Genomic DNA, 25597 nt, shown 5'->3' on the forward strand with positions numbered 1-25597 from the left:
TCAGACCTTCCGCACCAGCGCCGCCGCCCGGGCCACGACGTACAGGCCGAAGCTGATGAAGGTGATGAACACGCTCGCCTTCACCCCGGAGTCGACGAAGGCCAGCGAGAGCAGGAACCCGCCGTCGGCGGCGACCAGCGCGAACACCACCGAGAGCGCCGAGACCAGCAGCGGCGCCGCCGTCCAGCGCCGGGCGGCGGCCGCGGGCGTGATCGCCAGGCTCAGCACCAGCAGCGTCCCGACGACCTGGGCCACCTCGGTGACGGTGACGGTGAGCATCAGCACGAAGAGCAGACCCAGGGCACGCACCGGCACCCCGCGCGCCTCGGCGACCTCGGGATCGACCGAGGAGAAGAACAGCGGCCGGTAGATCACCAGCACCAGCAGGCCGACGACCCCCGCCACCGCCCCCAGCACCGCCAGGTCGCGGCCGGTGACGGCGACGATCGAGCCGAACAGGATGTTCGTCGCCTGGCTGGCGTAGCCGTGGTAGAAGCTCAGCAGGAAGACACCGAGGCCCAGACCGAAGGCCAGGATCACGCCGATCGCCGTGTTGCCGTCGCCGCGCCGGCTGCCGAGCACGGCGATCGCCACCGCCACCAGCACCGAGCCCAGCAGGGCACCGGTCAGCGCGTCGTCGAAGATCAGCAGGCCGGCGACGGCCGTCGGGAAGGCGAGCTCGGCGCTGCCGTGCACGGCGAACGCCATGTCCCGGGCCGCGACGAAGGGCGCGATCAGGCCGCTGACCAGTGCCACCAGGGTGGCAGCGATCAGGGCATGCTGGGCGAAGGGGTAGTGCAGGTAGGTCCAGATGTCGTTCACCGGGCGTGCCACTCCCCTGCGTCGCCGTCGTGACGGCGGCTTTCGACGAAGTGATCGTGGTCGTGGTGCGGCTCGGTCTCGGCCCCCAGGACGACGATCCGGTCGCGCACCCGCAAGACGTCGATCCGGGTGCCGTAGAGATCGGAGAGCCGGTCGCTGGTGAGCACCTCGTCGGGTCGACCGACGGCCACCCGGCCCTCGACGATGTAGACGACCCGGTCGACGAAGGGCAGCACCGGATTGATCTCGTGGGTGACCATCAGCACCGCCGTCCCGGCCGTACGGCGGCGCCGGTCGAGGAGCTCGACCACGCCGCGCTGGTGGTTGAGGTCGAGGGAGAGCAGCGGCTCGTCGCACAGCAGCACCGACGGATCCCCGACAAGCGCCTGGGCGATGCGCAGGCGCTGCTGCTCGCCACCCGAGAGCCGGCCGATGGGTCGGTCGGCGTAGGCGGTGGCGCCGACAGCGGTGATGGCCGCCTCGACCCGGGCCGCTCGGCCGTGCGCCCGCAGCGGCCCGAACCGGTGGCCGTCGACCCCCAGCGTCACCAGATCGCGACCGCGAGCGCCGAGATCGGTGTCGAAGCCCTTCTGCTGCGGCACGTAGCCGACCTCCGCACTGCCGCGCCGCGGCGGCCTGCCGGCGACCCGGGCGGTGCCCTCGCTGAGCGGGAGCAGCCCGAGGAGCACCTTGAGCAGGGTGGACTTGCCGGCACCGTTCGGCCCGAGGATCGCGACGAACTCCCCCGCCGCGATCTCGAGCGTCAGATCGCGCCACAGCAGCCGGTCACCGCGGCGCAGAGCGGCTCCGTCGAGCTGGACCGCCGGTCCTCGACTCATCGGCTCGCCTTCTGAAGTGCCGCGAGCAGGTCCCTCGCCTGGGCGAGCTGCCAGTCCTGCAGGTGCGGGTAGGTCGGCGGCATCGTCTCGGTCACTCCGACGATGGGTACGCCGGAGTCCGTGGCCAACCGTTTGATCTCGGTGGTCTGCGCATCGGTCACCTGCGCGTTGTACAGCAGCACCTTGACCGTACCGTCCTTGACGGCGTCGTTGAACGCCACGGTGTCCTGTGGGCTCGGATCGCTGCCGTCCTCCACCGCCTGCGCGAAGCCGGCGGGGATGCCGAGCCGCAGTCCGGCGGCCTGGAGGAGGTAGCCGGGGACGCGCTCGGTGTAGGCGACGGGGGTGCCGGCGTACTGGCTCTTGATCTGGCCGATCACGGCCAGCAGCGGGTCGAGGCTGCGGATGAACGTCCGGGCGTTGGCCTCGAACTCGGACCTGTTCGCCGGATCGAGCTCAGCGAGCTCGGAGGCGATCGCGTCGGCGACCCGGGGAAGATCGGGTGCGTCGTACCACAGGTGCGGGTTGGCGTCGGTCCCGCTGATCCCCACGACGTCGGCCACCGTGAGCACCTTCGGGTGCGCGCCGGAGGCGGAGACCAGCTTGGTGAGGAAGTCGTCGTACCCGAGGCCGTTGCGCACCACGAGCCGCGCGGTGGCGACGGCGATCGCATTGCGATCCGAGGACTCGTACTCGTGCGGGTCCTCGTCGGGATCGGTGATGATCGAGGTGACCTGCACGTGGGAGCCGCCGATCTGGTGGACCACGTCGCCCCAGAAGTTCTCCCCCGCGACGACCTCGACCACGTCGGTGCTGCTCCGGGGCGAGGAGCCGCACGCGGCCAGCGCCGGGGCCAGGAGCAGGACGGCGGAGACGAGGGCGACGAGCCGTGGTGACTTCACCCTCCAATAATGAGAATGATTCTCACTTCTGTCAAACGGGTTCGTTGGGCAGCGCCCCGCCGTAGCGTCGATCCCGGCGAGCGTAGGTCTCGCAGGCCGCCCACAGATGCCGCCTGTCGACATCGGGCCACAGCACGTCGGTGAAGACAAACTCGCTGTACGCCGCCTGCCAGAGCATGAAGTTGGAGAGCCGCTGCTCGCCGCTGGTGCGCCAGACCAGGTCGGCCTCGGCCAGCTCAGGCACGTAGAGGTAGCGGGCGAAGACCTTCTCGTCGACCTTGTCGGCTCGCAGCCGGCCGGCGGCGACGTCGGCGGCGATGCGACGGGTGGCGTCGATCAGCTCCGAGCGACCGCCGTAGTTCACGCACATCGTCAGCGTGCAGACATCGTTGTCCTTGGTCAGCTCCTCGGCGACCTGGAGCTCCTTGATCACCGACCTCCACAGCCGGGGCGCCCGGCCCGCCCACCGCACGCGGACGCCGAGCTCGTTCATCTCGTCGCGACGCCGCCGGATCACGTCACGGTTGAAGCCCATCAGGAACCGGACCTCGTCGGGGCTGCGCGCCCAGTTCTCCGTGGAGAAGGCGTAGGCGCTGATCGCCTTGACGCCGAGCTCGATCGCGCCCTCGACGACGTCGAAGAGGCTCGACTCCCCCTCCTCGTGACCGCGGGTGCGGGGCAGTCCGCGCTCCTTGGCCCAGCGGCCGTTGCCGTCCATGATCACGGCGACGTGACGCGGGACCAGGTCCCGCGGGATCGGCGGCGGCGTAGCGCCGGAGGGATGCGGGGTCGGCTGGCGGAACTGCTTCGGCACGTCGGGCAGCCTAATCGCCCACCGGGCCCGACCCGTCCGGGTGGCCCCGCGCGCCGCTCCCGAACGCTCGCGCCCTGGACGAGCCGGCGTACCGGAGGCTCCCACCTGCGGGGGCAGTGCGGACGGCTCAGCGAGCGCGCCGGCTCAGCGCTCGACGTACTCCAGTGACCGCAGGCCCCGATCCAGGTGCCACGCGAGGTAGGCGGCGACCAGACCGCTGGCCTCGCGGCGGTGGCGCTCGTCGCTGGCGGCGACCGCCTCCCAGTCCCCCGAGAGCAGCGCGCCGAGCAGGCTGAGCGTCTCCGACGCGGGCGACGCAGAGCCGGGCACCCGGCAGGTGGTGCAGACCGCGCCGCCCATCGACGGGCTGAACCAGCGGTGCGGGCCCTCGAGTCCGCACCGGGCGCAGTGCTCGAAGCTCGGCGCGTAGCCCGCGACAGCGAGCGAGCGCAGCAGATAGGAGTCCAGCACCTGACCGGGCAGCCGGCCGTCGCCGGCGGCCAGGGCGCGCAGGGCACCGACCAGCAGCAGGTACTGCTGCACCGACGGCTCCCGCTCCTCCACCACCAGCCGCTCGGCGGTCTCCAGCATCACCGTGCCGGCGGTGTAGCGGTCGTAGTCCAGACCGATGCCGGCGTGGAAGAGGTCGACCGTCTCGGCCTGGGTGATCGTGTCGAGGTTGCGGCCCTCGGCGATCTGCAGGTCGACATGGGTGAAGGGCTCCAGACGCGAGCCGAACTTCGACGTCGTACGTCGCACGCCCTTGGCGACCGCGCGGACCCGCCCGTGCTGACGCGTCAGCAGGGTGATGATGCGGTCGGCCTCGCCCAGCTTGTGGGTGCGCAACACGATCGCATCGTCGCGGTAGAGGGGCACGTCTCCTATTGTGCGGCCATGACTGCCCCACGGCCGACCGCCACCCCGGTCTCCCCCCATCGACCGGTCGCGGGGGCCGGCTACCGCCGGACGGCGAGCCCGCTGGACTGGGCGCTGGTGATCCTCTCGTGGGTCTCCCTCGCCGCAGGCATCGTGCTGCTCCTGTCGAGCCCGTCCTGGCTCCAGTACGCCGACGCGATCGGCTGCGCGCTGTTCCTCCTGGCGATCTGCTGGCGGTGGCTGCGCTTCCGGATCGGCTGGCGCTACCTGCGCCGACACTGGTGGGAGGTGATCGCGTTGGTACCGCTGCTGCCGCTGGTGCCCGACGGCCCGCTGTGGCTCGGCGTCCTGGTGGCGGTCGCGCGCTTCGCCCGGGCCGCCGACCGCACCGACAACGTCTTCGGGGACCGGATCACCGCCCAGACGATCAACCACTTCTCCAACCCGATCATCGAGACGATCAAGCGGCCGATCACGGTCGCCGTGCTCGACGAGGTCATCGACGTCATCCAGGCCGGCACGTACGCCGCGAACGTGAAGGCCGCGCTCGACGAGAACCGCACCGAGCTCGAGGCGATGGTGCTCGACCTGGTCCGCAACGACCCCACCACCGGCAAGCTGCGCTACGTCCCCTTCCACGACGAGATCGTCCAGATGACCGCCGACACGGTGTTGCGCATCGTCGACGGCGCCCTGGAGGATCCGCGCACCACCGAGCTGATCGGCGACATCATCCGCAACTCGGCCACCCAGTTGCGGCAAGCGGTTCGCTCGAAGGACTGAGAGGCGCCACCCCGAGGTCACCCGGCCGGTGTTCGATCGGGAGCACCATGGACCTCCGGCGTACGACGACGCGCTCCGCCGTGCTCACGGCACTCCTCGCCGTCCTCCCCCTCACCGCTGCCGCCGAGCCGGCGCCCACCGACGACGGCACCGCTCCCGCGCCCCCACCGGTCGTCGTCCCGGCCCAGCCTGCGGCGGCCCAGCCAGCAACGACTCCGCGCCGGACGCGGGTCTTCTTCTGGATGAACGCACTGCGCTCCAACCACGACCGGCACGCCCGGGCCACCGCAGGCTCGCGGATGCGCACCGACATCGCCCACCTGCGCCGCGCCGATGTCGACTTCGGCGTCCTCGCCGAGACCGCGCCCGACCAGCGGCGCGACTTCCGCCGTCTCGGCGGCAGTACCTGGGCGCTGGTCGACGGCGGCAACGCCATCGACAACGTGGTCTTCTACCGGCGCACGGCGTTCACCCTCCTCGAGCGCGGGTCCCTCACCATCCGCTACGTCCACGGTCAGCGGATCAGGTTGCCGATCCCGGTGCTGGCCGACCGGGTCACCGGTGCGAAGGTCGCCGTGATGCCGGTGCACAACCCGCGCATCTCTGCCGGGCCCTGGCGGCGGATCTCGTTGGATCGGGAGGTCACCCGGTTGCGGCAGCTGCGCCGCCGACACCCGGACTGGCAGATCGTCGTGGCGGGCGACTTCAACGCCGAGTGGACACCCGCGTGCGCGTTCACCCGTGCGGGGATGTCCAGCCTGGTCGCGACCAGGCAGCGCTGCCACCGCATCCTGCCGATCGACCAGATGTACGCCACCCCGGGCCTGCGGCCGCACGGCTACCGCGCCGTTCACACGACCGCCACCGACCACCATCGGGAGTACCACGCCAAGCTGCTCCTCTGAGCAGCACACCATGACGCCGCACACCATGACGCAGCATCAGCCGGCGCGGTTGACGGCGCTGATGAGCGCCTTGAGCGAGGCGGTGACGATGTTCGCGTCGATGCCGACACCCCAGTAGATGGCGCCGTCGATCGAGCACTCGACGTAGGCGGCAGCGAGCGCGTCGCCGCCCGAGGACAGCGCGTGCTCGGCGTAGTCCAGGACCCGGATGTCCCAGTCCCGGCTCTGCTCGGCCGCGATGTTGTTGAGCGCGTCCACGAACGCCGCGATCGGACCGTTGCCCGAGCCCTCGAGGGTCTGCAGCTGGCCGTCGACGTACACGTTGACGGTGAGCGCGTCCTTCTCGCCCGCCGCCGAGGAGGTGTGCACCGAGTTAAGCTTCAGCGGCGCTTCCTTGTCCAGGTACTCGGCCCGGAAGATGTCCCAGATCTTGTCCGGGCTGACCTCGCCGCCCTCGGCGTCGGTGTGCTGCTGGATGACGCGGCTGAACTCGATCTGCGCGCGGCGCGGCAGCTCGAGCTTGTGCTCGGCCTTCAGCACGTAGGCGACGCCGCCCTTGCCGGACTGGCTGTTGACCCGGATGACCGCCTCGTAGGTGCGGCCGACGTCCTTGGGATCGATCGGCAGGTACGGCGCCTCCCACGGGATCTCGCCCACGGGTCGGCCCTGCTCCGCGGCGATCCGGTCGAGGTCCTCCAGGCCCTTCTTGATGGCGTCCTGGTGGGAGCCGGAGAAGGCGGTGTAGACCAGATCGCCCGCGTAGGGGTGACGCGGGTGCACCGGCAGGTTGGTCGCGTACTCGACGGAGCGACGGATCTCGTCGATGTCGGAGAAGTCGATCTGCGGGTCGATGCCCTGGCTGAACAGGTTCATCCCCAGCGTCACCAGGTCGACGTTGCCGGTGCGCTCGCCGTGACCGAACAGGCAGCCCTCGACCCGGTCGGCGCCGGCCATCAGGGCCAGCTCGGTGGCGGCGACGGCGGTGCCGCGGTCGTTGTGCGGGTGCAGCGAGATGGCGGAGACGTCGCGGCGGGTCAGCCCCCGGCCGAAGTACTCGATCTGGTCGGCATAGGTGTTCGGCGTCGACATCTCGACGGTCGCCGGCAGGTTGAGGATGATCTCGCGACCCGGCTCCGGCTGCCACACGTCCGAGACCCGCTCGCACACCTCGAGGGCGTAGTCGGTGTCGGTCTGGGTGAAGATCTCGGGGCTGTACTGGTAGCCGAAGTCACCGGTGCCGACGATGTCGCCGACGTACTTCTCGGCGTACTTCATCACCAGCTCGGTGCCGCGGGTGGCGATGCCGATGCACTCGGCGGCGGTGACGCCGAAGACCACCCGCCGGAACAGCTCGGCGGTGGCGTTGTAGAGGTGGATGCTCGCGCGCGGTGCCCCGGCCAGCGACTCGGCGGTGCGCTCGATCAGATCCTCGCGGGCCTGGGTCAGCACCGAGATCTGGACGTCATCGGGGATGCGGTCCTCCTCGATGAGCTTGCGCACGAAGTCGAAGTCGGTCTGGCTCGCACTCGGGAAGCCGACCTCGATCTCCTTGTAGCCCATCCGCACCAGCAGCTCGAACATCGTGAGCTTGCGCGCCGGTGTCATCGGGTCGATCAGCGCCTGGTTGCCGTCGCGCAGGTCGGTGGAGAGCCAGCGCGGGGCCTTCGTGATCTTCTTCGTCGGCCAGGTCCGGTCCGGTACGTCGACGGGCACGAACGCGGTGTAGCGGCCGAACGGCATCGGCGACGGCTTCTGGAAGTTGCGGCTGTTGCTCAGGTTGGTCATGGTCTCTCGCTCAGCTGGGATCGGGTGCCGGCGCACGCGCGAAACCTCCGCGGCGAGGGGTCCGGCTCTCAGACCTCGCCGCGGCAGCTAAGAAGAAGCAGCGCGCTCATCATGACGAGGCTACGTTACCCCAAAGGTCGCGGTGGTTGCGGCCGATGCCCGCATCGTGAAGTTCTTCGCGCGTGCGTCGAGCCGGCTCCGTGCCCGCAGCGACGCCCCCGTCACCCCTTCTCAGCCTGCCGTCGCGAACGGCGTGCCGGACACCCCTGTCGCGACCGGCGAGCCCGGCCAGGAGCCCAGCCAGGAGCCCGGCCAGGAGCTCGTCCCGCAGCCCGACGAGGAGCTTGCCGAGGAGCCTGCCGAGGAACCGTACGAGATCGTCGCCGTCGATCCCGACGCCGTCACCCTCGACCTCGCGAACCGGCTGGCCAGGCTCGACCGCGCCGAGCTGATCGGGGCCGGGCGCGACGTGGCGTCGATCTCGGGCCCCGCGCTGCTCGCCGCGCTGCGTCGCCATGGCATCGGGATATGGGTGGCGGGCCCGGGCGCCCGGGCGCTCGTCCACCCCGTGGGCTGGAGTGTGGTGAGCCGCCGCGCCGAGGACGCTGCCACCGATCCGGACGGGGCGGTGGAGCGGATCGCCGTCCTGCACGGCTCGGTCGCGGCCGAGCACCGGGCGAGCGGCCTGGGCCGGGAGCTGCTGTCGCGTGCGCTGGCCCGGGCCGCCGACGAAGGTTGCACCGTCGTCGCCGCCACGGTCTGGGAGGCCTCGGAGGCCGAGGAGTTCCTCTGGCGGCGAGGGTTCGGCGAGCGCGGGACGCCCGGAACCGTACGCCGCCTCGACCTGGCAGCGACCGCCGAGCGCAGGCGCCGGATCACCGACGACGCGTCCTCCTACGGCGCCTCCTACCAGGTGCTGCGGGAGAGCGAGGACGTCGACGGGGCCCGGATCTACCGGGTCCGTGCCCGCCACCTCATCAACGGCGCCGCCGCGGGCAGCGCCGAGCTCACCGTCGCCGAGGCGACGCCGGAACACGCCGCGGACGGCGACGTACGGGTGGAACCGGAGCACCGGGGCAACCGGCTGGGCATCCTGATGCTCGGCGACCTGCTCAGCTGGATCCAGATGGACCGCCCGCGAGTGCGGGTGGCGCAGTCCTCGGTGCCGGCCAGCGCGACGCACGTGGTGGCCGTCCTGGACCGGCTCGGCAGCCGGATCGCCGGCGTCCAGGTCGAGCTGCGGCGACGCCTGCACTGAAGGTCGGCGCGCGCCGGCACCGCCGGCGCGACGCCCTGGGATCGGGTGCGCCGCTCTGCCAGACTGGCGGCATGGGACGACACCTCGTGGACCTCACCGAAGCCGAGTGCTGGGAGCGGCTCGAGACGCGCGACCTGGCCAGGATCGCCTGGAACACCAGCGCGGGGCCGGAGATCCTGCCGGTCAACTACGTCACGCACGACGGTGCGCTGTGGATGCGCACGACAGCGCACTCCTCGATCGCCGAGCAGACCGACGAGAGCCCTGTCGCCGTCGAGATCGACGACCTCGACCCGGGGACGCACGTGGGCTGGAGCGTCGTGCTGCGCGGCCGGGCCGAGGCGTTCTACCACGACGAGGACGTACCGGCCGAGGTGAAGGAGCTGCGCTCCTGGGCCGCCGGCGTACGCCCGCTGTGGTTGCAGGTGAAGGCTGACGTCATCACCGGCAAGAGCCTGTCCGAGGACTGAGGCGACCGCGGCGGTGGCACGCCTGCTGGTGGTCCACCACTCCCCCACGCCCACCACTCGGGCGCTGACCGAGAGCGTCCTGGCGGGGGCCCGGGACGACGCCGTCGCCGGCGTCGAGGTGGTGGTCCGCCCCGCCCTGGAGGCGAGCGCGCAGGACGTGCTCGCCGCCGACGGCTTCCTGCTCGGCACGTCGGCCAACTTCGGCTACATGTCGGGCGCGCTCAAGCACTTCTTCGACACCGTCTTCCTGCAGATCGGCGGCGCATTGAGCGACGACGGCAGTGCCCGCTCGGCGGGTGGTCGTCAGCCCTACGGATTGTGGGTACACGGGCGCTACGACACCACCGGGGCCGTCCGATCGGTGCAGAGCATCGTCTCGGCGCTGGCATGGAAACAGGCCGCGCCGGTGTTGGAGATCATCGGTGACCTCGAGGACGAGCATCGCGAGGCCGCCCACGAGCTCGGCGGCACCCTTGCCGCCCTGCTCGCCGACTGACCATCTCTTCGAAGGAGCAGCGTCATGACCACCACTCCCGTTGCCGCCAGTGGCACCTTCACCATCGGCGATCTGACCGTCAACCGCCTCGGCTTCGGCTCGATGCAGCTCACCGGACCGGGCGTGTGGGGCGACCCCAAGGACCCGGACGAGGCGGTGCGGGTGCTGCGCCGAGCGGTCGAGCTCGGCGTGAACTTCATCGACACCGCCGATTCCTACGGCCCTGTCGTCGCCGAGCAGCTGATCAAGAAGGCGCTGGCGCCGTACGCCGACGACATCGTGATCGCGACCAAGGCGGGCCTGACCCGCCAGGGTCCGAACGTCTGGACGCCCGTCGGTCGTCCGGCCTACCTGCGTCAGCAGGCGGAGCTCTCGCTGCGCAACCTGGGCGTCGAGCAGATCGGTCTCTTCCAGCTGCACCGCATCGACCCCGAGGTGCCGCTCGAGGACCAGGTCGGCGAGCTGGCCAAGCTGCAGCAGGAGGGCAAGATCCGCCACATCGGCCTCTCCGAGGTCTCGGTGGAGGACGTCGAGGCGGCCTCCAAGGTAGCCACGATCGCGACCGTGCAGAACCTCTACAACCTGGCGAACCGCTCCGCCGAGAAGCTGCTCGACCACGCCGAGGCCCACGGCATCGGATTCATCCCGTGGTTCCCGCTGGCCACCGGCGAGCTGTCCAAGGAGGGCAGCCCGCTCGCCTCGATCGCCGCGGACAAGGGCGCCTCGCCCTCGCAGCTCGCGCTGGCCTGGCTGCTGCGCCGCTCGCCGGTGATGCTGCCGATCCCCGGCACCTCGAGCGTCGCCCACCTGGAGGACAACCTCGCCGCGGCGGCGCTGCAGCTCACCGACGAGGAGTACGCCGCCCTCGAGGCAGCGGTCTGATCCCTGCCCGTCCGACCCGTCCGACCCGCCCGGCGCGACACTCCCGCGGCTCCCGCAGGGGTTGCGCCGGGCCGGGTATGGGCTAGGTTCGAAGGGAACTGCACGACCACCGCCTACTCGGGATGGAGGCTGGACATGGCAGCATCGACCACGCGTTCCCGCCGATCGGCTGAGCGCACCGGGCCCCGGCTCGACGGCGACCGCGGTGTCAGCCGCGCCGCCCGGGCCAGCACCACCGAGGCCCTGCTGCGCGACGCGCATGCGACCGATGACGAGGACGAGCGACGCGCCCTGCTCGACGGTGTCGTGCTGGTGAACCGGGGCGTGGCCGAGGCCGTCGCCTCGCGCTACCGCCGCCGCGGTGTCCCGATGGAGGATCTGCACCAGGCCGCCTACGAGGGGCTGGTGAAGGCCGTCTACCGATTCGACCCGACGCTCGGCAAGGACCTGCTGACCTACGCGGTCCCGACCATCCGCGGCGAGTTGCAGCGCCACTTCCGCGATCACAGCTGGACCGTACGGCCGCCGCGCCGCGTCCAAGAGCTGCAGTGGCGGGTCAACCGCTGCATCGAGGACCTCACCCAGGAGCTCGGCCACGAGCCTACCGACGGGCAGATCCAGGACACGATGCACATCACCCCCGCCGAGTACGACGAGGCCATCGTCGCCTTCGGCTGCTTCACCCCCACCTCGCTCGACCAGCCGGTCTCCCACGACGGCGCGGCGACCGTGGGCGAGCTGCTCCCCGACGATGCCGGCGACGTACGCGCCCTGGACGCCGCCGAGGCGCGCACCGCGCTGGCGCCGGTGATCAAGGAGCTGCCCGAGCGCGACCGGCGGATCATCTACCTGCGGTTCTTCGAGGACCAGACCCAGGAGGAGATCGGCGCCGAGCTCGGCGTGACCCAGATGCAGGTCTCCCGGCTGCTGACCCGCATCCTGCGCGACCTGCGCAGCGCCCTGGGCACCGAGGCCGCCTGAGCCGACGGGCGCGCCCGGTCCGGCGCCCGTTTCGAGGCGCTTCGCCCGACCACTAGCCTTGGGCCCCGTGATCCGCCTGCTCGCCCTCGTCGCCGCCGTCGTGCTGACGGCCACCGCGTGCGACAGCGCGAGCGGAGCGCACGGTGCCTCGGCGTCCACCACCCCGCCTGCGACAGGCGTGTGCCGGATGCTGACCAGCGCGCAGGTCGCCGACAAGAGCAACAGCACCGCCCCGGTCGCGTGCAGCGAGACCCACGACGCCGAGACGTTCGCCGTGGGTGCGTTGCCGACCCGGTTCGCGAAGGCGGCCTGGGACGACCCCGCCCTCGACACCTGGGCCTATGCCACCTGCGCGACGGCGTTCCCGATCCATCTCGGCACCGACGAGAGCACGGCGATGCGGTCGCTGCTCACCTGGGTGTGGTTCAGGCCGAGCCAGGACGCCTGGTCGGCCGGCGCCCGGTGGTACCGCTGCGACGTGCTCGGCGGATCCGCCACCCAGCACGAGTACGTCGACCTGCCGACCAGCACCAAGGGCCTGCTCGGTGGCCGCGGCGACGACCACTGGATGGCCTGCGCCCGGGGCAGGTCGGTGGACACCGGGACGAAGGTGCCGTGCTCGATGTCGCACGACTGGCGCGCCGCGACCACGATCAAGCTCGGCGAGGCCGACGCGTCCTATCCGGGCGACGCCGCCGCGAAGGCCAAGACCAAGTCCTACTGCGCCGAGTCGATCGACGCCTGGCTCGGCTACCCGGCGAGCTACGACTTCGGCTACACCTGGTTCGGCGCCCAGGAGTGGCAGGCCGGCAACCGGCGGTCGGTGTGCTGGGCGAGGACCACGACATGACCCGGATGCCTACCCGCGTCGGTGCGGCGCCGGGCGCTGCCGCCCTCGCGGCCGTCCTCACCGTGATGCTGGCGGTCGTGCTCAGCGGCTGCGGCGGCAGCAGCAGCGCCCGACCGAAGGCGCCGGCTTCCTCGGCGCCACCGCCGGTGGCCTCCGCCGTGCCGCGCCCGGCAGCCTCGGGCTGCAGCACCCTGACCTACCAGCAGGCCGTCGCACCGACCCTGCCGGCGGGTGAGACAGCCGTGCCGTGCAGCGGTACGCACACCGCCCAGACCTACGCCGTCGGCACGCTGTCGACCGCCATCGACGGCCACCTCACCGCCGTCGACTCCGCCCGCGTGCAGGCGCAGGTTGCGAAGAGGTGCCCCGCGGCGCTTCCGGCGTACCTTGGTGGGGATCGGGAGAGGCTGCGGCTGAGCATGCTGCGTGGCGTCTGGTTCACCCCGACCGTCGCCCAGGCCTCGACCGGCGCGGACTGGTACCGCTGCGACGTGATAGCCCTCGACGGCGACCAGCAGCTGGCGTCGATGAGGGGCTCGCTCAAGGGCGTGCTCGGCTCCGCCCGTGCCGGCGACTGGGCGATGTGCGGCACCGCGCAGCCGGGCACCGCCGGCTTCCATCGGGTCCCCTGCCGCGCCAAGCACTCCTGGAAGGCGCTCAAGACGATCGACCTCCCGGCCGGGGACTACCCGGGCGAGGCGGCGGTCAAGGAGGCCGGCCAGAAGCCCTGCCAGCAGGCCGGGCAGGCGGTCGCCTCCGACGCCCTCAACTACCGCTGGGGCTACGAGTGGCCGACCGCGGAGCAGTGGAAGGCCGGTCAGACCTACGGCATCTGCTGGGCACCCTCCGCCTAGGTCGAGACGTCACATTTGGGAGGTCGAGTGTCCAGGAGGCTGGACACTCGACCCGCGATACCTGACGTCTCGGCGCTAGAAGCCGAGCTTGCGCAGCTGCCGGGGATCGCGCTGCCAGTCCTTGGCGATCTTCACGTGGAGGTCGAGGTAGACCGGTACGCCGAGGAGCTCGGCGATCTGCAGCCGCGCGCGCTTGCCGACGTCCTTGAGCCGGCTGCCCTTGTGCCCGATCACGATGCCCTTCTGGGAGTCGCGCTCGACGTAGAGGTTGGCGTGGACGTCGAGCAGCGGCTTGTCATCGGGCCGGCCCTCGCGCATGCCCATCTCCTCGACCACCACCGCGATCGAGTGCGGCAACTCGTCCCGGACGCCGTCGAGCGCCGCCTCGCGGATCAGCTCGGCGACCAGGATCTCGTCCGGGCTGTCGGTGAGCTCACCCTCGGGATAGAGCGGCGGCCCCTCCGGCAACCGAGCCAGCAGCAGGTCGGCGAGCAGGGCGACCTGGTCACCGTTGACGCTGGAGACCGGCACGATCTCGGCCCACTCGATGCCGATCTCCACGCCCAGCGCCGCGATGTCGAGGAGGTGCTCGGCGATCCGGTCCGGCCCGGCCAGGTCGGTCTTGGTCACCACCGCCACCTTGACGATGCTCTTCTTCAGCTTCGCCAGGTTGGCGGCGATGTGCTTGTCACCGGGGCCCACCTTCTCGTTCGCGGGGAAGCACATCGCGACCACGTCGACCTCGGTCCAGGTCGCCTCGACCAGGTCGTTGAGCCGCTCGCCCAGCAGGGTGCGTGGCCGGTGCAGCCCGGGTGTGTCGACCAGGATGAGCTGGCCGTCCTCGCGATGCACGATGCCGCGCACCACCGTCCGGGTGGTCTGCGGCTTGTCCGAGGTGATCGCCACCTTGCGGCCGACCAGCGCGTTGGTCAGCGTCGACTTGCCGGCGTTGGGGCGCCCCACGAAGGAGGCGAATCCACTGCGATACGTGCTCACTGCTGCTCCTCAGCCTGGTGGCCTGCTGCCTGGTCGTAGTCCGCCCAGATCTCCTCGTCCGACTTGCCCGCCGCCTTGCCGGCCCGGTAGATCGGGCCCGGGTCCACCGCACGCGGCTGCCTGAGCGCACCACCGCGCCAGTAGCCCATCACGTCGTACGCCGTCGAGGGCAGCTTCACCTCGCGCATCAGGTGCTTGCGGATCGCGCGCATCTGGGAGGACTCGCCGGCCATCCAGAAGTAGCCGTCGCCGGCGGGCCAGTCGATGCCCTCCACCACCGCTGCCAGCGAGGAGGCGCCGTCGCCCGGCGGCCTCGACCACCGTACGTCGGTGCCCGCGGGCAGGTACTCCTCGACGCGGTCGGGCGCCTCCACCCACAACCGGGTCGGCAGCGTCGTCGACTCGGCGATCCGGGCGATCGCCGGCAGCGCCGTGAGGTCGCCGACCAGCAACAGCCACCCAGCTTCCGCCGGCAGCGCGAAGGAGCCCTTGGGCTCGGTCACCGTCACCGTCTGGCCGACGATGCTCTCGCCCTCCAGACGCGCCCACTCGGTCACCAGCCCGACCTCGTGCACGACGATGTCGAGCGTCAGCTCGGCGCCGTCCCAGCCACGCACCGTGTAGTAGCGACTCTGGAACTGTCCGGGGACCACCAGACCCACCCACTCGTCGGGGATGCCGGTGGAGACGAAGCCGCCGAGCCCCTCCCCGCCCAGGACCACCCGGACGAAGTGGTCGCTCAGCTGCTCACGGCGCAGCACCTGCGCCTCGTAGGTTCGGGCCCGCGTGCTCATCGGGGCAAGCCTAGGGCCTGGGTGCCCCCGCGCCGCGGTCGCCGAAGCTCGGGCCGTCCACCGGGCCCGTCGAGTCGCCTCGACGGACCCGGCCGACGCGCCGGATGGCTCAGAGCTCGACCGGGCGGAAGTCGTGCCGCATCGGGTAGCTCGTGCGGCCGTCCACCGTCTTGGTGAATAGGGTGTGGTGCAGCTGGATCTCGTTGTGCTCGAAGCCCACCCGCGAGCCGGCCATGTACAGGCCCCAGACCTTGGCGGTGCCGAGGTCTGTCTCGGCGACGCACGCGTCCCAGTTGTCCACCAGGTTCTTGTTCCAGCCCGTCAGCGTCCGCGCGTAGTGACGGCGGAAGTTCTCGTGGTGCTGCAGCTCGAACCCGGCGTCCTCGGCCGCGGCGACGATCGTGCCCGAGCCGGCCAGCTCGCCGTCGGGGAAGACGTAGCGGTCGATGAAGGCACCGGCAGGACCGTTGTTGGTGTTGTCGTTGCGCGTGATCGTGTGGTTGAGCAGGCGGCCGTCGTCCTTGAGCAGCCCGCGCAGGAAGCCGAAGTACGACGGGTAGTTCGCCACGCCGATGTGCTCGGTCATGCCGATCGAGCTGATCGCATCGAAGTCCTTCTCCACCACGTCGCGGTAGTCGGAGAAGCGGACCTCGGCGATGTCGTCGAGACCGTCGCGCTTGATCGCCTCACCCGCCCAGTCGGCCTGCTCGCGGGAGAGCGTGACGCCGAGGGCCTTGACGCCGTAGTGCTTCGCGGCGTGGCGGACCATCGAGCCCCAACCGCAGCCGACGTCGAGCAGCCGGTCGCCGGCCTTGAGCCCCAGCTTGCGGCAGATCAGGTCGAACTTCTCCGCCTGCGCCTCCTCGAGGGTGGCCTCGTCGGAGGGGAAGACGGCGCAGGTGTAGGCCATCGAGGGCCCCAGCACGTACTCGTAGAACGTGTTGGACACGTCGTAGTGGTGGTGGATGGCCTCCGCGTCGCGCTCATGCGTGTGCCGCTTGAGCGCCTTGAGACCGGCCGAACGGATGCCCTCCACCGCGGTGCGCCAGGCCGGCAGGTGCTCGTGAGCGGGCGGCTTGGGCGGCACGAAGCTGCCGATGCCGAGCGTCTGGACGATCGAGGCGAGCTCGGTCACGCTCGGCCGGGCGAAGTCGGTACTGCCGACGATCAGCTTCAGGAGCGGGTAGGGGTCACCCGGGTGCGTCCCCTCGATCTCGAGGTCGCCGCTGACGTAGGCGCGCGCCAGGCCCAGGTCCCCGGAGGCGGTCAGGATGTAGGCGAGCCCGCGCTTGTTGAGGATCCGCATGCCGTAGCTCGACGTCGTGTCGCCGGCCACCGAGCCGTCGTACGCCGAGAGCTTGATCGGAAGACCGCCGTCGAAGAATCCGTCGATGATCTCCGCGATACCCCGCTTGCTCATCGTCGCCTCACCACCTTGTCGTAGAGATTGGTCATTCGGTTGCCCGGGTCGAAGATCGCCTTCACCCGGGCGAGGTTCTCGCCGTCGTACAGGGCGTTGAACGTCGCCTCGTCGTAGAAGGCCTCCGAGTAGAGGCTCTTGTGACCGTCGAGCTCGTGCACCTTCGCCTCGATGGCGCGGTTCTTCGGCGCGTCGACCGCCTCGGGGCCGACGTGGACGGTGCCCCAGAACCCGGCATTGACGTAGACACGGCCCGGCGCCAACGGGTACGACGGCCACGCCCTGCTCGCGACCAGCGGACACAGCCACACCGGCCGCATCCCGATCTCGGCGTCGAACCACGACAGGAAGGCGCCGATGTTCTCCAGCGGCACCTCGATGTCCTGCACGACCCGCTCGCGCAGTGGCCGGCCCGCGCGGCGGTCCAACCGGTCGGCGATGTCGAAGCGCCGGTCGAGGCCGAGCAGCTTCATGTAGACGTCGCTGCGGCGGAAGCGCTCCGGCCAGAACCGGCGGATGCGAGGGTTCTGCGCCCCGAAGGCGCCGGAGCACCAGAACCAGTCGGTGTCCCAGCGCCAGAGGTAGTCGTACATCGTCAGCATGTCGGTCCCCGAGCCCGACGCGGCCCGGTGCTGGATCGACTTGTAGAAGACCGCCTGACCGGAGTGGTAGTCGCTGGTCGGCCCGGCCTGGTCGGTGAAGCGGGCCAGGGTCAGGTAGTACTCCCCCGGCGCGAAGGCGACGCCGTCGAGGCCGTCGACCTGCTGGCCGTCGTACTCGCGGGACTCGGCGATGGCGCCGATGGTCTTGGCCATCACCTCGGCATCGTCGAAGCGCAGGTGGCGCAGGGCGACGTAGCCCGGCACCTTCTCCAGCTTGATCCGGAGCCTGGTGGCGTACCCGAGCGAGCCGTAGGAGTTCGGGAAGGTGTCGAACAGCTCCTCGCCCGGCCGCGTCGTGACGACCTCGCCCGCGCCGGTGAAGACGTCCATCTCCAGCACCGACTCGTGCGGCAGCCCGTTGCGGAAGCTGGTCGACTCGATGCCCAGGCCGGTCACGGCGCCGCCGAGGGTGATGGTGCGCAGCTGCGGCACGACGTAGGGGATCAGGCCGTGCGGCAGGGTCGCGTCGACCAGGTCCTCGTAGGTGCACATGCCTTGGACATCGGCCGTCTGCGCCTGGGGGTCGACGGCGATGACGCCGGTCAGGCCGCTGACGTCCAGACCCGGGGCGTTGCTGGCCGAGCGCGCGCGGAACAGGTTCGTGGTGCGCTTGGCCAACCGCACCGGCGCGCCCGCCGGGATGGCGGCGTACGACGCCTTGAGCCGATCGACAGCCGCTTCGTGCTGCGCCCAGGGAATGGTCACGAGCGTAAACCTACTCCTGCGTCCGGTCGCTGCCGATCGGGGTCGGATCGAGCGGCTGTCCCGGATAAACTTCGGCCGAGCCCCACCCACCCCCATTCATCGAAGGACCCCCATGTCCACTGCCGCCGAGCGCGACGCCATCGCCAATCTCGCCGAGAAGGCAGCCCCGTACTTCGAGGCCAACCAGGTCAAGTGGCGCAGCAAGCCCGTGACCCAGGCCCGCCTCGCCCTGGGGCTCGCCCAGCTGCTGGAGCACATGCGGGAGAAGAAGGTCGACATGGCCACCATGACCGGTCTGACCGCCTACCGCGACGACGACGGCATCCACCTGACGATCGAGCTGGGCACGCTGCCGCTGGAGTAGGTGTCGGGCGTCGGTTTTGACCCCTGGGGGTCAGAACCTGCCCGGCGTCGGTTTTGACCCCTGGGGGTCAGAACCGAACGTTGTTGGCCAAAGCTTCGCCCGACAACCTGCGGTTTCGACCCCTGGGGGTCAAAACCGTCACGAGGCGGTTGACCCGCCTACGGCGCCCCGCGGATCCCCCACCAGCACCGGCACGTCGGCACCGGCGAACTCGCGCACCGCCGCCAGGTCACCGTCGCTGACCGAACCGGCGTCGGTGAGCAGCACGACGGCCTCCAGGCCCCTCGAGCCCGAGGCGACAGCCATCGCCACGCAGACGCCGACAGCGGAGACCTGCAACGAGGGCAGCGCCACGGTCGCGGCGGCGTACGTGCGGCCGTCGGTGTCGCGCACCGCGGCGCCTTCGGCGGCACCGGTGCGGGCCCGGGTGGCGCGCGCCAGGGTCACCAGCTTGCGGTCCTCGGCGCTGAGCTCGGTCGGCGTGGCGGCGCTCTCAGGCGTCGGCTCGGTCATCGGACTCCTCCTCCACGGGGGTGATCCGCACGGTGCCGAGCTTGTTGCGGCGACCGGCGGTCTGTTCGGCGGTGAATCGCAGGCCGTGGGCCTCCACCTGCGATCCGGGGATGGGCACCACGCCCAGGTGCTTGGCGAGCAGTCCGCCGACGGAGTCGACGTCCTCCTCCTCGACGTCGAAGCCGATCAGCTCCTCCAGGTCGTCGACGAGGAACCGCGCCGGCACCCTCCACGAGCCGTCCTCCAGCTGGACCGGCTCGTGGACGTCCACGTCGTACTCGTCGGTGATCTCGCCGACGATCTCCTCCAGGATGTCCTCGATGGTGATCACGCCGGCGGTGCCGCCGTACTCGTCGACGACGACTGCCACGTGCTGGCGACGCTGCTGCATCTCGGCCAACAGGTCATCGACCGGCTTGGACTCGGGCACCCACATCACCGGCCGCATCAGCTCGTCGACCCGCTGGGTGAACTCCACCTCGGGCTCCTCGAAGTCGCGCCGGACGACGTCCTTGAGGTAGGCCATGCCCACGATGTTGTCCAGGCTCTCGTCGATGACCGGCATCCGGGAGAAGCCGCTGCGCAGGAAGAGCGAGAGGGTCTGGCGGATGTTCTTGTGCCGCTCCACGAAGACCACGTCGCCGCGCGGCACCATCACCTCGCGCGCCACCGTGTCCCCGAGCTCGAGCACCGAGTGGATCATGGTGCGCTCGTCGCCCTCGATCACGTTGGACGCCTCGGCCAGGTCGACGAGCTCGCGCAGCTCGGTCTCGGTCGAGAACGGACCCTCCCGGAAGCCGCGCCCCGGCGTCAGCGCGTTGCCGACGAGGATCAACAGCTGCGGGATCGGCCCCAGCACGCTGGTCAACGCCACGAGGGGCGCGGCGGCGAGCAGCGCGACACGCTCGTTGTGCTGGCGGCCGACGGTGCGCGGCGCGACGCCGATCGCCACGAAGGAGATCACCAGCATCGCCGCGATGGCGGTGACGTACGTCGCCGGGCCGGTGTCGCCGTACCAGTGCCGCACCAGCAGCGCGACGATCACCGTCGCCGAGATCTCGCACAGCAGCCGCAGCAGCAGCACCGTGTTGAGGTAGCGCGGCGGGTCGGCGACCAGCGCCTCCAGCCGCTTGGCGCCGGCGCGACGCTCCTCCAGCAGTTCCTCGGCACGGGCGTGCGAGAAGGAGGCGAGCGCCGCATCGGCGGCCGAGAACAGCCCGGCCAGCACGACCAGGACGATGGCCGCGACGACCAGCCAGACCTCACCCATGGATGCCGGAGCGCGTCAGTGGCCGGGGTTGCCGACGGCGAAGTCCGCCGACGGCGGCTGCGCCTGCGAGCCGAACTCCCGCAGCAGCTCGGCCTGGAGGGTGAACATCTCGCGGTGCTCGTCGGGCTCCGCGTGGTCGTAACCCAGCAGGTGCAGGATGCCGTGCGTGGTGAGCAGCTCCAGCTCGGCCACCAGGCCGTGCCCCGAGGACTCGCCCTGCCGCTCGGCGACGCTGGGGGCGATCATCAGGTCGCCCAGGACACCCTCCTCGGGCTCCTCGTCGATCAGCCCGGGCCGCAGCTCGTCCATCGGGAACGCCAGGACGTCGGTCGGGCCCTCCTTCTCCATCCACTGCTCGTTGAGCTCGGTGATGGTCGCCTCGTCGACGGCCTTGATGCACAGCTCGGCCTGCGGGTGCACGCGCATGCTGTCCATCACGAAGCGGGCCAGCCTGGCGAGGTGGTCGACGTCCAGGTCGTAGCCGGACTCGTCGAGGACCTCGATGCTCACTTCTCGCCCCTCTTGGTGTGCGCGGCCCTCGCCGTACGAGCGCTGTCGGCGGCCTGCTGCTCGCCGCGGGCATCGTAGTCGTCGTAGGCGGCGACGATCTTGCCGACCAGGCGGTGCCGGACGACGTCGTGGCTGGTGAGCCGGTTGAAGCTGAGATCCTCGACCTCGGCCAGGATCTCCTCGACCACCCGCAGTCCCGATCGCTGCCCCGTGGGCAGGTCGACCTGGGACACGTCGCCCGTCACGACGATCTTGGAGCCGAACCCGAGGCGGGTCAGGAACATCTTCATCTGCTCGGGGGTGGTGTTCTGCGCCTCGTCGAGGATGATGAACGCGTCGTTGAGCGTGCGGCCCCGCATGTAGGCCAGCGGCGCGATCTCGATCGTCCCGGCAGCCATCAGCTTGGGCACCAGCTCCGGGTCCAGCATGTCGTGCAAGGCGTCGTAGAGCGGGCGCATGTAGGGATCGATCTTCTCGGTCAGCGTGCCGGGCAGGAAGCCCAGGCGCTCACCGGACTCGACCGCCGGCCGGGTCAGGATGATGCGGTTGACCTGCTTGGCCTGCAGCGCCTGCACCGCCTTGGCCATCGCGAGGTAGGTCTTGCCCGTGCCGGCCGGACCGATGCCGAACGTGACGGTGTGCTTGTCGATGGCGTCGACGTAGCGCTTCTGGTTCAGCGTCTTGGGGCGGATCGACCGCCCGCGGTTGCTGAGGATGTTGAGCGAGAGTACGTCGGCAGGCTTCTCGGTGGTCTCCATCCGCAGCATGCTGATGACCCGCTCGACCGTCTCGCCGCTGACGCCCTGGCCGGTGCGGATGATCTGCACCAGCTCCTCCAGGACGCGCTCGATCAGCGCGATCTCGTGGGGCTCACCGTGCAGGGTGATCCGGTTGCCGCGGACGTGGACGTCGGCGTCGAAGTGGCTCTCGATGATCCCGAGGTGCTCGTCGGCAGGGCCGAGCACGCTGACCATGTCGACGCTGTTGGGCACCACGACGGTGTGCTTGGTGGTGGGCCGGCGCTCGGCCTGGACGTGTTGCTGGTCAGTCATGGATGCCCTTGCTCGGGCCCTCTCCTTCGCGGTTGGCGCACGATCGGCGCTGCTCATGCTACGCAGTTCAACCGCGCGACACACCTGCAATGTTCCCCGATCCGGCGCCGGGCCGCGATCTTCCTCCTCCCAGCGGCCGCGCATGCGTAGTCTCGTCCCATGACAGTGCTGCCGTTCCGTCGCCGTACCGCCGTCGCGCTCGCCGTGGGCGGCCTCCTGCTCACCGGCGTGGTCGCCTGCGGCTCCGACTCGAACGCGACCGCCGACGATCCCGCTCCGTCGGCCGCCTCGGGCACCGCGACCGGCTCCGCCACCGAGATGGCCTCCGACACCGCCGACCCCTCGTCCGCCGCGACCGCGTCGCAGGCGAGCGACGGCGCGGCGCCGTCCTCGGTCAGCATCAGCTCGCCCTCCAACGGCACGACCGTGGGCGACACGTTGAGCGTCCAGGGCACCGCCAACTCCCCCGAGGCGAACGTGCCGTGGGAGGTCGACTCGCCCATCGACGGGGTGGTCGTCTCCGGGAGCGCGACAGCTGACGGCTGGCTCGACAAGGCCTACCCGTGGAAGACCGAGGTGAACGTCTCGGCGCTGCAGCCGGGCACCTACACCTTCACCGCCCGTGTCGACGACGACTCCGACAAGGAGGGCACGAAGCCGCCCGAGGCGACGATCACGTTCACCAAGAAGTGAGGTTCCGCGGCCGGCGGTCGCGGCCGCCGGTTCGGCACGGGATGCAGTCGAGCCGACGGTTCCCGTGCGGCAGGCACCGCGGGAACCGCGGGTCCGGCTGCCCACCTCGGCGAGCCGTCAGGCCCAGCGCGGCGTCCGCGCCAGCAGGGCACTGACCGCCGCCAGGCCCGCTGTCGAGGTGCGCAGCACCTCGGCACCCAGCCGCACGGTCGTCGCGCCGGCGGCCTCGAACGCCGCGAGCTCGGCCGCGTCGAGGCCGCCCTCGGGGCCGACCACGATCAGCAGCTCACCGGTCTCGGGCAGCTCCACCTCGGCCAGCCGACCGGCTCCGTCCTCGTGCAGCACGACGGCGGTGGTGGCGGCGCCGACCGACGCCACCACCTCGGCGGTACTGGCCAGCGGCGCGATCTCGGGGAACCAGGAGCGACGCGCCTGCTTGGCCGCCTCGCGGGCGGTGGACCGCCACTTCGCCAGCGACCTCTCCGCTCGCTCACCCTTCCAGACCGCGACCGAGCGAGCGGCCGCCCACGGCACGATCCGGGCGGCGCCGATCTCGGTGAGGACCTCGACGGCCAGCTCGCCGCGCTCCCCCTTCGGCAGCGCCTGCACCACCGTCACCGTCGGCGACGGCGGCTGGGTGCGCGCCACGTCCTCGACCCCGACGGCGAAGACACGCTTGCCGGTCGAGATCACCGCACCGGTCGCCGAGACCCCGCGGCCGTCGGTGAGGACCACCCGCTCGCCGACCCGCAGGCGGCGTACGGCGACGGCGTGGTGCGCCTCGTCACCGTCCACGCCGACCTCGTCGCCGACGGCGACGCCGGCCAGGTCCGGCACGAGGTGGACGGGCAGGCTCATCGGGACTCAGCGACCGTTGAACGCGTCGCGGAAGCGACCGAAGACACCCTTGCCGGAGGCACGCAGCTGGCCCTCCGGCTGCTCCTCGCCGCGCGCCACGGCGAGCTGCCGCAGCAGCTCCTCCTGAGCACCGTCGAGTCGGGTGGGGGTCTCGACGTGGATGGTCACGACCAGACTGCCGCGGCCGCCGCGCAGACCGGGGACCCCACGCTCGCGCAGCACCTGCTCGGTGCCCGACTGGGTGCCGGCCTTGATCTCCAGGTCGAAGGTGGAGTCCTCGGGCGAGGCGTCGGGCAGGTCTGCCTCGAGGGTCGGCAGCGACATGGTGGTGCCGAGCGCTGCGGCCGTCATCGGAATGGTGACGGTGCAGTGCAGGTCGTTGCCGTGCCTGGTGAAGGTCTCGTGCCGGGCGACGTTGATCTCGACGTAGAGATCGCCGGCCGGGCCGCCGCCGGGGCCGACCTCGCCCTGCTCGGCGAGCTGGACGCGGGTGCCGGTGTCGACGCCGGCAGGGATCTTGACGGTGAGCGTACGGCGGGAGCGCACCCGGCCGTCGCCGCCGCAGTCGCGGCACGGGTCGACGATGATCGTTCCGAAGCCACGGCATGCGGCGCAGGGGCGCAGGGTGCGGATCTCACCGAGGAACGAGCGCTGCACATGCGCGACCTCGCCCGCACCGCGACACGTCTCGCAGACCTTCGGCTGGGTCCCGGCCGCCGAGCCGGCGCCGTGGCAGGTGTCGCAGACCACGGCCGTGTCGACCTTGAGCTCGCGGGTGACGCCGAACGCCGCCTCGGCCAGCTCGACGTCGAGACGGATCAGCGCGTCCTGGCCGCGGCGTACGCGGGGTCGGGGACCACGACCGCTGGCCGCCCCGCCCTGCCCGGCTCCGCCGAAGAAGGCATCCATGATGTCGGTGAAGGAGAAGCCCTGGCCGGCGGCGCCGAAGCCGCCGCCGAACGGGTCGCCGCCACGGTCGAACGCGGCCCGCTTCTGCGGGTCGGAGAGGATCTCGTAGGCGTGCGAGACCTCCTTGAACCGCTCCTGCGCCGCCGGATCGGGGTTGACGTCCGGGTGGTACTGCCGCGCGAGCTTGCGGTAGGCCTTCTTGATGGTCGCGTCGTCCGCATCGCGGTCGACGCCGAGGAGCTCGTAGGGATCCACGTGTTCTCTTCCCGATTTCAGGTGCCGACGGGGCTCAGGCCTCGTCGAGGATGCGGCTGAGGTAGCGGGCGACGGCGCGCACGGCGGCCATCGTCCCGGGGTAGTCCATGCGAGTGGGGCCGACGATGCCCAGCGAGGCGAGCGCGTCGTCCCGGGGCCCGTAACCGGTCGTCACGACGCTGGTGCGGGAGAGCTCCTCGTAGGGTCCCTCGGCGCCGATGCGGACGGTCACGAGGCCGCCGGCGGTGGCCTCGCCCATCAGCTTGAGCAGCACGACGTGCTCCTCCAGCGCCTCCAGCAGCGGGCGTACGGCGGTGTCGAAGCTGTCGCCGAAGCGGGCCAGGTTGCGCGTTCCCCCGACCGCCACCCGCTGATCCGAGCGGTGGTCGCTCATCGCCTCCAGCAGGGTGTTGACCACAGCCGAGGTGGCGCCGTCGCCGGTGCCGGCACCGTCGCCGTCGGGCTGGTCGTCGCACTCGGCGATCTCGCGCAACCGGGTCGCCGCCTCCGCGATGACCTCGCCACCGGCGGCTGCGTTGATCGAGCCGCGCAGCCGAGCCAGCATCTCGTCGTCGATGGCGACGCTCAGCTCCACCACGCGCTGCTCGACCCGTCCGGTCGAGAGGATCAGCACGACCAGCAGCCGGGTGGGCGCCAGCGCGACGAGCTCGACGTGACGCACCGTGCTGCGGCTCAGCGTCGGGTACTGCACGACGGCGACCTGGCGGGTCAGCTGGCTGAGCAGCCGCACCGAGCGCTGCACGACGTCGTCCAGGTCGACGGCCCCCTCCATGAAGCTGGAGATGGCGCGCTTCTCCGCGGCGCTCATCGGCTTGACCGTCGTGAGCCTGTCGACGAAGAGCCGGTAGCCCTTGTCCGTCGGCACCCGGCCGGCGCTGGTGTGGGGCTGGGCGATGTAGCCCTCCTCCTCCAGCGCCGCCATGTCGTTGCGGACCGTGGCCGGGCTGACGCCCAGCCCGTGCCGCTCGACCAGGGCCTTGGACCCGACCGGCTCCTCGGTGGCGACGTAGTCCTCGACGATCGCGCGGAGCACGTCGAGGCGTCGCTCGTTCTGCATC

28 protein-coding genes are annotated in these 25597 nt (G+C 71.0%); 11 read left to right on the top strand and 17 right to left on the bottom strand.

Going from position 1 to position 25597, the window contains the following annotated elements; genetic code table 11:
• From P5P86_RS14205 to recO, 5 genes are all read right to left on the bottom strand, one after another.
• Entirely contained in the window at window positions 1-822 is an 822-nt protein-coding gene (locus P5P86_RS14205) for a metal ABC transporter permease (protein ID WP_280608097.1), read from the bottom strand.
• Window positions 819-1661, bottom strand: coding sequence for a metal ABC transporter ATP-binding protein (locus tag P5P86_RS14210; RefSeq protein WP_280608098.1), 843 nt, complete (start codon window positions 1659-1661; stop codon window positions 819-821). The genes P5P86_RS14205 and P5P86_RS14210 overlap by 4 nt, the downstream gene beginning before the upstream one ends.
• Complete coding sequence (locus P5P86_RS14215) at window positions 1658-2563, bottom strand: metal ABC transporter solute-binding protein, Zn/Mn family (protein WP_280608099.1); 906 nt, start codon at window positions 2561-2563, stop codon at window positions 1658-1660. Before P5P86_RS14215 ends, P5P86_RS14210 begins: the two co-directional genes overlap by 4 nt.
• Window positions 2564-2594: 31 nt before the next feature.
• On the bottom strand, window positions 2595-3386 hold the full coding sequence (locus tag P5P86_RS14220) for an isoprenyl transferase (RefSeq protein ID WP_446724944.1): 792 nt from the start codon (window positions 3384-3386) through the stop codon (window positions 2595-2597).
• A gap of 135 nt (window positions 3387-3521) precedes the next feature.
• The gene (gene recO / locus P5P86_RS14225) at window positions 3522-4253 is read right to left on the bottom strand and encodes a DNA repair protein RecO (RefSeq protein WP_280608102.1); all 732 of its coding nucleotides are present in this window, start codon (window positions 4251-4253) and stop codon (window positions 3522-3524) included.
• A gap of 18 nt (window positions 4254-4271) precedes the next feature.
• Between recO and P5P86_RS14230 the strand changes: the two genes are divergently transcribed.
• Both P5P86_RS14230 and P5P86_RS14235 read left to right on the top strand, forming a co-directional pair.
• The gene (locus P5P86_RS14230; protein ID WP_280608103.1) at window positions 4272-5036 is read left to right on the top strand and encodes an ion transporter; all 765 of its coding nucleotides are present in this window, start codon (window positions 4272-4274) and stop codon (window positions 5034-5036) included.
• 80 nt (window positions 5037-5116) lie between these two features.
• Window positions 5117-5941 carry an endonuclease/exonuclease/phosphatase family protein gene (locus P5P86_RS14235; protein WP_280608104.1) on the top strand — a complete coding sequence of 275 codons (825 nt, stop codon included), beginning with the start codon at window positions 5117-5119 and terminating at the stop codon, window positions 5939-5941.
• A gap of 36 nt (window positions 5942-5977) precedes the next feature.
• Here P5P86_RS14235 and leuA read toward each other — a convergent pair whose 3' ends face one another.
• Window positions 5978-7726 (bottom strand): 2-isopropylmalate synthase, encoded by a 1749-nt coding sequence (gene leuA / locus P5P86_RS14240; protein ID WP_280608105.1) that lies wholly within the window; start codon window positions 7724-7726, stop codon window positions 5978-5980.
• Window positions 7727-7868: 142 nt separating this feature from the next.
• Between leuA and P5P86_RS14245 the strand changes: the two genes are divergently transcribed.
• The 7 genes from P5P86_RS14245 to P5P86_RS14275 all read left to right on the top strand — a co-directional run bounded on the left by P5P86_RS14245 (window position 7869) and on the right by P5P86_RS14275 (window position 13517).
• The gene (locus P5P86_RS14245; RefSeq protein WP_280608106.1) at window positions 7869-8984 is read left to right on the top strand and encodes a GNAT family N-acetyltransferase; all 1116 of its coding nucleotides are present in this window, start codon (window positions 7869-7871) and stop codon (window positions 8982-8984) included.
• Between the two features lie 71 nt (window positions 8985-9055).
• Window positions 9056-9454, top strand: a complete 399-nt coding sequence (locus P5P86_RS14250) for a pyridoxamine 5'-phosphate oxidase family protein (RefSeq protein ID WP_280608107.1) — start codon at window positions 9056-9058, stop codon at window positions 9452-9454.
• 13 nt (window positions 9455-9467) lie between these two features.
• A complete protein-coding gene (locus P5P86_RS14255) occupies window positions 9468-9950 on the top strand; it encodes a flavodoxin family protein (RefSeq protein ID WP_280608108.1) in 483 nt (160 codons plus the stop codon).
• 24 nt (window positions 9951-9974) lie between these two features.
• Window positions 9975-10832: an aldo/keto reductase gene (locus tag P5P86_RS14260; protein ID WP_280608109.1), complete on the top strand. Its 858-nt coding sequence runs from the start codon at window positions 9975-9977 to the stop codon at window positions 10830-10832.
• A gap of 135 nt (window positions 10833-10967) precedes the next feature.
• On the top strand, window positions 10968-11813 hold the full coding sequence (locus P5P86_RS14265; RefSeq protein WP_280608110.1) for a sigma-70 family RNA polymerase sigma factor: 846 nt from the start codon (window positions 10968-10970) through the stop codon (window positions 11811-11813).
• Window positions 11814-11880: 67 nt separating this feature from the next.
• Window positions 11881-12663 (top strand): septum formation family protein, encoded by a 783-nt coding sequence (locus P5P86_RS14270; protein WP_280608112.1) that lies wholly within the window; start codon window positions 11881-11883, stop codon window positions 12661-12663.
• Window positions 12660-13517: a septum formation family protein gene (locus tag P5P86_RS14275; protein WP_280608113.1), complete on the top strand. Its 858-nt coding sequence runs from the start codon at window positions 12660-12662 to the stop codon at window positions 13515-13517. Before P5P86_RS14270 ends, P5P86_RS14275 begins: the two co-directional genes overlap by 4 nt.
• Window positions 13518-13592: 75 nt before the next feature.
• Here the strand turns inward: P5P86_RS14275 and era are convergent, their stop codons facing one another.
• The 4 genes from era to P5P86_RS14295 form a co-directional block, all read right to left on the bottom strand.
• Entirely contained in the window at window positions 13593-14513 is a 921-nt protein-coding gene (gene era, locus P5P86_RS14280; protein WP_280608114.1) for a GTPase Era, read from the bottom strand.
• Complete coding sequence (locus P5P86_RS14285; protein ID WP_280608115.1) at window positions 14510-15307, bottom strand: siderophore-interacting protein; 798 nt, start codon at window positions 15305-15307, stop codon at window positions 14510-14512. Before P5P86_RS14285 ends, era begins: the two co-directional genes overlap by 4 nt.
• A 109-nt stretch (window positions 15308-15416) precedes the next feature.
• Window positions 15417-16727, bottom strand: a complete 1311-nt coding sequence (locus P5P86_RS14290) for a class I SAM-dependent methyltransferase (RefSeq protein WP_280608116.1) — start codon at window positions 16725-16727, stop codon at window positions 15417-15419.
• The gene (locus P5P86_RS14295; RefSeq protein ID WP_280608117.1) at window positions 16724-18094 is read right to left on the bottom strand and encodes an FAD-binding oxidoreductase; all 1371 of its coding nucleotides are present in this window, start codon (window positions 18092-18094) and stop codon (window positions 16724-16726) included. Before P5P86_RS14295 ends, P5P86_RS14290 begins: the two co-directional genes overlap by 4 nt.
• 112 nt (window positions 18095-18206) lie before the next feature.
• Here P5P86_RS14295 and P5P86_RS14300 point away from each other — a divergent pair, with 112 nt between their 5' ends.
• The gene (locus tag P5P86_RS14300; protein ID WP_280608118.1) at window positions 18207-18458 is read left to right on the top strand and encodes a hypothetical protein; all 252 of its coding nucleotides are present in this window, start codon (window positions 18207-18209) and stop codon (window positions 18456-18458) included.
• A gap of 138 nt (window positions 18459-18596) precedes the next feature.
• On the opposite strand, the gene P5P86_RS14305 is transcribed toward P5P86_RS14300, so the two are convergent.
• The 4 genes from P5P86_RS14305 to P5P86_RS14320 are packed head-to-tail and all read right to left on the bottom strand — an operon-like array spanning window position 18597 to window position 21803.
• Window positions 18597-18971 carry a cytidine deaminase-like protein gene (locus P5P86_RS14305; RefSeq protein ID WP_280608119.1) on the bottom strand — a complete coding sequence of 125 codons (375 nt, stop codon included), beginning with the start codon at window positions 18969-18971 and terminating at the stop codon, window positions 18597-18599.
• Window positions 18952-20241, bottom strand: coding sequence for a hemolysin family protein (locus tag P5P86_RS14310; RefSeq protein ID WP_280608120.1), 1290 nt, complete (start codon window positions 20239-20241; stop codon window positions 18952-18954). The genes P5P86_RS14305 and P5P86_RS14310 overlap by 20 nt, the downstream gene beginning before the upstream one ends.
• A 15-nt stretch (window positions 20242-20256) precedes the next feature.
• The gene (gene ybeY / locus P5P86_RS14315; RefSeq protein WP_280608121.1) at window positions 20257-20751 is read right to left on the bottom strand and encodes an rRNA maturation RNase YbeY; all 495 of its coding nucleotides are present in this window, start codon (window positions 20749-20751) and stop codon (window positions 20257-20259) included.
• Window positions 20748-21803, bottom strand: coding sequence for a PhoH family protein (locus tag P5P86_RS14320; RefSeq protein ID WP_280608122.1), 1056 nt, complete (start codon window positions 21801-21803; stop codon window positions 20748-20750). The genes ybeY and P5P86_RS14320 overlap by 4 nt, the downstream gene beginning before the upstream one ends.
• Before the next feature lie 159 nt (window positions 21804-21962).
• On the opposite strand from P5P86_RS14320, the gene P5P86_RS14325 reads away from it, so the two are divergent.
• Window positions 21963-22496, top strand: coding sequence for a Gmad2 immunoglobulin-like domain-containing protein (locus P5P86_RS14325; protein WP_280608123.1), 534 nt, complete (start codon window positions 21963-21965; stop codon window positions 22494-22496).
• Between the two features lie 117 nt (window positions 22497-22613).
• Here P5P86_RS14325 and P5P86_RS14330 read toward each other — a convergent pair whose 3' ends face one another.
• The 3 genes from P5P86_RS14330 to hrcA are packed head-to-tail and all read right to left on the bottom strand — an operon-like array spanning window position 22614 to window position 25596.
• Window positions 22614-23354, bottom strand: coding sequence for a 16S rRNA (uracil(1498)-N(3))-methyltransferase (locus P5P86_RS14330; protein ID WP_280608124.1), 741 nt, complete (start codon window positions 23352-23354; stop codon window positions 22614-22616).
• A gap of 6 nt (window positions 23355-23360) precedes the next feature.
• Window positions 23361-24518 (bottom strand): molecular chaperone DnaJ, encoded by a 1158-nt coding sequence (gene dnaJ, locus P5P86_RS14335; RefSeq protein WP_280608125.1) that lies wholly within the window; start codon window positions 24516-24518, stop codon window positions 23361-23363.
• A gap of 34 nt (window positions 24519-24552) precedes the next feature.
• On the bottom strand, window positions 24553-25596 hold the full coding sequence (gene hrcA, locus P5P86_RS14340; protein ID WP_280608126.1) for a heat-inducible transcriptional repressor HrcA: 1044 nt from the start codon (window positions 25594-25596) through the stop codon (window positions 24553-24555).
• Window position 25597 lies beyond the last annotated feature (1 nt).

The sequence above is a fragment of the Nocardioides sp. BP30 genome, assembly GCF_029873215.1.
Classification (GTDB): Bacteria; Actinomycetota; Actinomycetes; order Propionibacteriales; family Nocardioidaceae; genus Nocardioides.

Bases quoted from the DNA above. Each gene is read 5' to 3' on its own strand.
- P5P86_RS14230 (WP_280608103.1), top strand. From the start codon at position 4,272: ATGACTGCCCCACGGCCGACCGCCACCCCGGTCTCCCCCCATCGACCG.
- P5P86_RS14275 (WP_280608113.1), top strand. From the start codon at position 12,660: ATGACCCGGATGCCTACCCGCGTCGGTGCGGCGCCGGGCGCTGCCGCC.
- P5P86_RS14320 (WP_280608122.1), bottom strand. From the start codon at position 21,803: ATGACTGACCAGCAACACGTCCAGGCCGAGCGCCGGCCCACCACCAAG.
- leuA (WP_280608105.1), bottom strand. From the start codon at position 7,726: ATGACCAACCTGAGCAACAGCCGCAACTTCCAGAAGCCGTCGCCGATG.
- P5P86_RS14305 (WP_280608119.1), bottom strand. From the start codon at position 18,971: ATGACCGAGCCGACGCCTGAGAGCGCCGCCACGCCGACCGAGCTCAGC.
- P5P86_RS14325 (WP_280608123.1), top strand. From the start codon at position 21,963: ATGACAGTGCTGCCGTTCCGTCGCCGTACCGCCGTCGCGCTCGCCGTG.
- P5P86_RS14210 (WP_280608098.1), bottom strand. From the start codon at position 1,661: ATGAGTCGAGGACCGGCGGTCCAGCTCGACGGAGCCGCTCTGCGCCGC.
- hrcA (WP_280608126.1), bottom strand. From the start codon at position 25,596: ATGCAGAACGAGCGACGCCTCGACGTGCTCCGCGCGATCGTCGAGGAC.
- P5P86_RS14265 (WP_280608110.1), top strand. From the start codon at position 10,968: ATGGCAGCATCGACCACGCGTTCCCGCCGATCGGCTGAGCGCACCGGG.
- P5P86_RS14300 (WP_280608118.1), top strand. From the start codon at position 18,207: ATGTCCACTGCCGCCGAGCGCGACGCCATCGCCAATCTCGCCGAGAAG.
- P5P86_RS14250 (WP_280608107.1), top strand. From the start codon at position 9,056: ATGGGACGACACCTCGTGGACCTCACCGAAGCCGAGTGCTGGGAGCGG.
- P5P86_RS14285 (WP_280608115.1), bottom strand. From the start codon at position 15,307: ATGAGCACGCGGGCCCGAACCTACGAGGCGCAGGTGCTGCGCCGTGAG.
- P5P86_RS14290 (WP_280608116.1), bottom strand. From the start codon at position 16,727: ATGAGCAAGCGGGGTATCGCGGAGATCATCGACGGATTCTTCGACGGC.
- P5P86_RS14260 (WP_280608109.1), top strand. From the start codon at position 9,975: ATGACCACCACTCCCGTTGCCGCCAGTGGCACCTTCACCATCGGCGAT.
- P5P86_RS14310 (WP_280608120.1), bottom strand. From the start codon at position 20,241: ATGGGTGAGGTCTGGCTGGTCGTCGCGGCCATCGTCCTGGTCGTGCTG.
- P5P86_RS14330 (WP_280608124.1), bottom strand. From the start codon at position 23,354: ATGAGCCTGCCCGTCCACCTCGTGCCGGACCTGGCCGGCGTCGCCGTC.